The following is a 5198-nucleotide window of genomic DNA, read 5'->3' on the forward strand; positions in this document are numbered from 1 at the left end:
CCGCCTGTCGGCGGCCTCGCTCGACCACGCGCGGCTGATGTTCGAGCTGTGGCTGCGGGAGACCGGGGTGGACCGGGTCCCGACCGACGAGACGCTCACCCGGTGCCTGCCGAACCGGTCGTTGCGCCCGGTCCTCGACCACGCCGTCGCCGAACGCGACGAGGTGTTCCGCCCGTGGACGACCCAGGGTCCGGAGCGGTTGGCCGACCTGGTGCGGCGGAACGCACCGGGGGCGGCCGGTGCCGCCCCGGGGGAGTGGTTGGGGCGCCCCGGGACCAGCGACGGCACCGTGGAGGGGGGCGGCACCCCGCAGTTGTGGCGGGTGGGGACGGCGACGGTGGACGCGGTCCCCGGTTCGCCTCCGTTCCCGGTGGCCGTGCCGCTGCTGGACGGCGCGCACCTGCACATCAGTTCGACGCCGAAGTCGCGGATCACGGCCGAGACGTTGGTGGAGGCGCTGCTGCTGCGCGTGTTCAGCCACTTCCAGCCGGGGCTGGTGCACCTGCACGTGTGGGACGTCGGCCAGCTCACCGGGTCGCTGCCCGGCCTGTACCCGTTGGCCAGGGCGGGGCTGCTCACGGTGCACGATCCGGCCAGGCCCCACGACCTGCTCGACGAGCTGGCCGAGCACATCCGGCGCATCCACACCAGCGTCCTCGTGGACGGGCGGCCGTCGCTGGGCGCGTTGAGCGCCGAGACCGGGCGCCGCAAGGAACCGTGGCGGGTCGCCGTGCTGTTCGGGAACCGCTCGGCGTTGAAGGAGGAGCAGCAGCAGAAGCTCCAGCGCATCGCCAGGAACGGGTTGTCGTGCGGGGTGGTGCTGGTCCTGGTCGACCTGCCGGTGACGGTGAACAGCGCCGTGGAGTCGCTGCGGCTCGGCGATGACCAGACGGCGCGGTGCACGATGACGGGCGCGCACGTCACCGTCACCCCGGACCCGCCGCTGCCCCGGGAACTGGTTCCCCGGGCGTGTGCCGCGATCGCGGACGAGATGGTGAACCGCCGCAGTCGGGTCTGCACGTTCGACGACCTGCTACCGGGGGAGCGGTGGAGCTACCGCTCCAGCTCCGGGGTGCAGGCGCCGGTCGGTCACCACGACGGGGAACCGGTCTACGTCTCGCTCGGTGACACCGCTCCGCACGCCCTCATCGGCGGGCCGAGTGGTTCCGGCAAGACCAACTTCCTGTACGCCCTGCTGGGTGGGTTGACCGCCCGTTACTCCCCGGACGAGCTGGAGCTGTACCTGCTCGACTTCAAGGAGGGGGTGTCGTTCGCCCAGTTCGCGCCGGGGCGCAAGGATCCGAGCTGGTTACCGCACGCGCGGCTGGTCGGGGTGAACGTCAACCAGGACCGCGAGTTCGGGCTGGCGCTGCTGCGCTTCCTCGCCGAGGAGATGCGCCGCCGGGCGAACCGGGCCAAGCTGCACGAGGTCACGAAGTTGGAGGAGCTGCGGGCGGAGGACCCGGAGGGCAGGTGGCCCCGGATCGTCGCCGTGATCGACGAGTTCCAGTACCTCTTCGCCGAGCGGGACGAGGTGACCCACGAGGCGGCGGCGCTGCTGGAGGACGTGGCGCGCCGGGGACGTTCGCAGGGCATCCACCTCGTCCTGTCCAGTCAGGACGTGTCGGGCATCGAGGCGTTCTGGGGCAAGCCGGCGATCTTCGAACAGTTCATCATGCGGATCGCGCTGCCCAAGGCGAGGCGGGTGTTGACGGAGACGAACCTGGCCGCGATGGAGATCCCCCGCTGGCACGCGGTCATCAACCACGATTCCGGTGTCCCGCACGGCAACGAGGTGGCCCGCATTCCCGACTCCACGAGCAGGGGCACCTTCGACCGCCTCCAGGGGGAGATGTGGCGGTCCTCCCCCGGCTCGCGGGAACCCACCCTTTTCGACGGCAGCCGGGTGCCCGCGCTCTCGGACCTGCCCGACTACCAGGCGTTGGGGTCGGAGGGGCCCCCGACCGGGGGTGGACCGGTCGCGTTGCTGGGGCAGGTGATCGACGTGGCGGGCAGCGCGGCGCGGCTGCCGTTGGAACCGACGCCGGGACGCAACCTGGCGGTGCTCGGTTCCGCGCGGGAGGACGCCCTCCGGGTGCTGTCCGCCGCGGCGATGTCCCTGTCCCGCCAGCACGGGCGGGAGGAGGTCCGGTTCACGCTGCTGTGCTTCGTGGACGGTGCGAGGGACGCGGTGCGGGCGCTGGCGGCGGCCTTGTCCGACGATCGGGGGAGGCGGGAGGGCGCGGGCTGCGTCGACTACCGGGAGGCCGGTGCGGTCACCGAGGTGTTGGCCGGTGCGGCGGCCGAGGTCACCGGGGAGGGCGGGCCCACCGGCCACCACTACCTGCTGCTGTTCGGGGCGGACGCGGCGCTGCCGAGGCTGGAGGAGCGGGGCACCGGGATGCGGACCGGCCTGGACGACCTGAAGGCGCTGCTCCGGCACGGTCCCGAACGGCGCACCCATGTGCTCAGCTGGTGGCGGGCCACCTCCCGGCTGCGGAACGCGCTGCTGCTGGGGGGCGGGCTGGACGACATCGGCGCCTTCGTCGCGCTCGACGTGCACGGCCAGGAACTGGGTAGCCTCGCCGCCAACCAGGTGATCTCCTGGTCCCCCCGGCCGCAGCGGGGCCTGTTCTTCGACCGGTCCGCCTCGACCGGGCCCCAGGTGCTGATCCCCTGCGAGGTCGACCTCGGCGCGGCCGGGGGTGCCGATGCCGACTCCGGCGGTGGTGGCGCGGCCGGCTCCAGCGGGGGAGCCCCGCAGGTGAACGCGGGGTTGGGAGGACGGACCTGATGACCGAGCCGACCTCGGCGGCCGACGCCTACAAGGAGATCTGCGGGCTGGTCACCGACGCGGTGGACCGGCTTCGCGAGCGGGACGAACAGCGGGCCGAACAGCTGCGCGCGGAACTGCTGGCCGCCGAGCAGCGGCGGGAGGCGGCCGCCGAACGGGAGCACGTCACCCGGTGGACCGCCCGGTTGCGGTGGGAGGCCGCCGTGGAGCTCCTGTGGGACCAGCGGTGGCTCCGGATGACCCCGCTGCCCCGCCCGGACCGGTCCACCCCGTACACCGACCTGGATGCCTGCGGCCACGAGGTCGACGCCGCGTTCGAGGAGTTGAAGTCGTCGCTCGAGCGGCGGGGCCTGTTCCGGCGCCGCCAGCAGCCCTGAGAGCCGTGGCCCTGGCCCGCTGCCGGCGCGGGCCGCTGGTGGTGAGGTGCGTCGCGGCCCCTGGCCGTCACCGCCGTCCCGGCGGGATGATGCCGGTCGTGCGTCCACTCCTCACGCCCGGCGAGGTGGCCGAGGCGACCGATGACCCGCTGCTCCGCTGGGCGTCCCAGGCCCTGGCACCCTCCTACCCCGGCCCCGCCGGGTCGGCGTGGCGGCTCGGCGGGGCGGTCGCCGTGGTCGCGCCCGGCCTGTTCCGCCGCGACCGGATCGTGCTCGGTGGGGCTGGCACCGACGTCGTCTCGGCGCGGAACCTCTTCCGGCAGCTCCGGGAACGGGCGGGCCCGTCGTTCCGGCTGACCGCGTCCGCCCGCCTCGCCGAGCGCCTGCTGGCCGCCGACGAGCACCGGGGCCGGTTGGTGTCCTGGGGGTGGATGGACGTCACGACCCCGCAGCCGGGGCCGCCCGGCGCGGATTCGGTCCGGTGGCTGTCGGCCGAGGAGCTGCCCGAGGCGGCGGACCTGCTCCGCCGGGCCAGCCCGGGGTCCTGGCTGTGGCCGGGTGACCCGGCCGCCACCCGGTGGGCGGGCCGGTGGGACGCCGGGGGCCGGCTCGTGGCCGTGGGCGCGGACTCCTGGCCCGCTCCGGGTGTGTCGCTGATCGCCGGGGTGGCGACCTGTCCGACGGCCAGGGGCCGGGGCGCTGGCGGCGCCGTCACGGGTTTCCTGCGGGACGCCCTGCTGCGGGAGGGAACGGCCGCGCTGATGGTCGACTCGACTAACGACACCGCGATCCGGGTATACGAGAGGCTTGGGTTCCGGTACCGCGCCCTGGCCAGTATCGAGCCGGCACCCGTGCCGGCCGGCCCGGTCGGTCGACCGGGTACGTCGTCGTCAACAGGTTCGTCGTGAAGGAGTGGTTCCGTGTCCGCCGCATCCACCGAGCAACGCACCGTCCCGGAGTCGGGTCGGGAGATCCGGTTGGCCTCCCGCCCGTCCGGCTGGCCCACCCTGGACGACTTCGACCTCGCCGAGGCCCCGGTCGCCCGCCCCGGTCCCGGCGAGCTGCTGGTCCGCAACGTGGTCATGAGCGTGGACCCCTACATGCGGGGCCGGATGAACGCGGGCCGGTCCTACGTCGCCCCGTTCGAGCTGGGGAAACCGTTGGACGGCGGGGCGGTGGGCCGGGTGGTGGAGTCCCGCGCGGAGGGCGTGTCCCCCGGTGACCTGGTCTCGCACCAGCTGGGCTGGCGGGAGTGGGCGGTGGTGCCGGCCGACAGGGCGCTGCCCGTGCCCGGCGGGCCGGACGCCCCGCCGCCGGGCACGTTCCTGGGCGTGCTGGGCATGACCGGGCTCACCGCGTACGTGGGTCTGGTGGAGATCGCCCAGCAGCGGGCCGGTGACGTGGTCTTCGTGTCGGGCGCGGCCGGCGCCGTGGGCTCTGCGGCGGGCCAGATCGCCGCGCTGCGGGGCGCGGCCAGGGTGGTGGGCAGCGCCGGTTCTCCCGAGAAGGTGCGCTACCTGACCGAAGAATTGGGTTTCGACGCGGCCTTCGACTACAAGGCCGGCCCGGTGGCCGACCAGCTCGCGGAGGCCGCGCCCGACGGCATCGACGTGTACTTCGACAACGTGGGTGGCGACCACCTGGAGGCGGCGATCGGGGCGATGCGCACCGGGGGGCGCATCGCGATGTGCGGGGCCATCTCGGCCTACAACGAGACGGAGCCCCCGCCCGGCCCCCGGAACCTGGGGCTCATGGTGGGGCGGCGGCTCACCGCGCGGGGGTTCATCGTCGGTGACCACATCGAGGTGCGCGAGCGGTTCCTGGCGGAGGTCGGTGAGTGGGTGCGGGCCGGGCGGCTGCGGCACCGGGAGACGACCATGTCCGGGCTGGAGCGGGCACCGGAGGCCTTCCTGGCGATGTTGCGCGGCGAGAACATCGGCAAGATGCTCGTGGAGCTCTGAGTTCCGCCCCGCGGCGGGCGCGGGTCAGGCGGATTCCGGGGCCCGGTCGGTGGAGGGGAGCCGACC

General features: G+C 74.1%; 4 protein-coding genes. All 4 read left to right on the forward strand.

Annotated elements, in window-relative coordinates:
* On the forward strand, nucleotides 1-2794 hold a 2794-nt coding region (locus tag ACTIDRAF_RS27420; RefSeq protein WP_016697741.1), incomplete at its 5' end, for an FtsK/SpoIIIE domain-containing protein.
* On the forward strand, nucleotides 2794-3171 hold the full coding sequence (locus tag ACTIDRAF_RS0205625) for a hypothetical protein (RefSeq protein ID WP_016697742.1): 378 nt from the start codon (nucleotides 2794-2796) through the stop codon (nucleotides 3169-3171). The genes ACTIDRAF_RS27420 and ACTIDRAF_RS0205625, both read left to right, overlap by 1 nt.
* Nucleotides 3172-3269: 98 nt before the next feature.
* Nucleotides 3270-4079: a GNAT family N-acetyltransferase gene (locus ACTIDRAF_RS27425; RefSeq protein WP_157162871.1), complete on the forward strand. Its 810-nt coding sequence runs from the start codon at nucleotides 3270-3272 to the stop codon at nucleotides 4077-4079.
* Nucleotides 4080-4091: 12 nt separating this feature from the next.
* Entirely contained in the window at nucleotides 4092-5132 is a 1041-nt protein-coding gene (locus ACTIDRAF_RS0205635) for an NADP-dependent oxidoreductase (protein ID WP_016697744.1), read from the forward strand.
* Nucleotides 5133-5198: the final 66 nt, after the last annotated feature.

This window comes from Actinoalloteichus spitiensis RMV-1378, from assembly GCF_000239155.1.
GTDB lineage: Bacteria > Actinomycetota > Actinomycetes > Mycobacteriales > Pseudonocardiaceae > Actinoalloteichus_B > Actinoalloteichus_B spitiensis.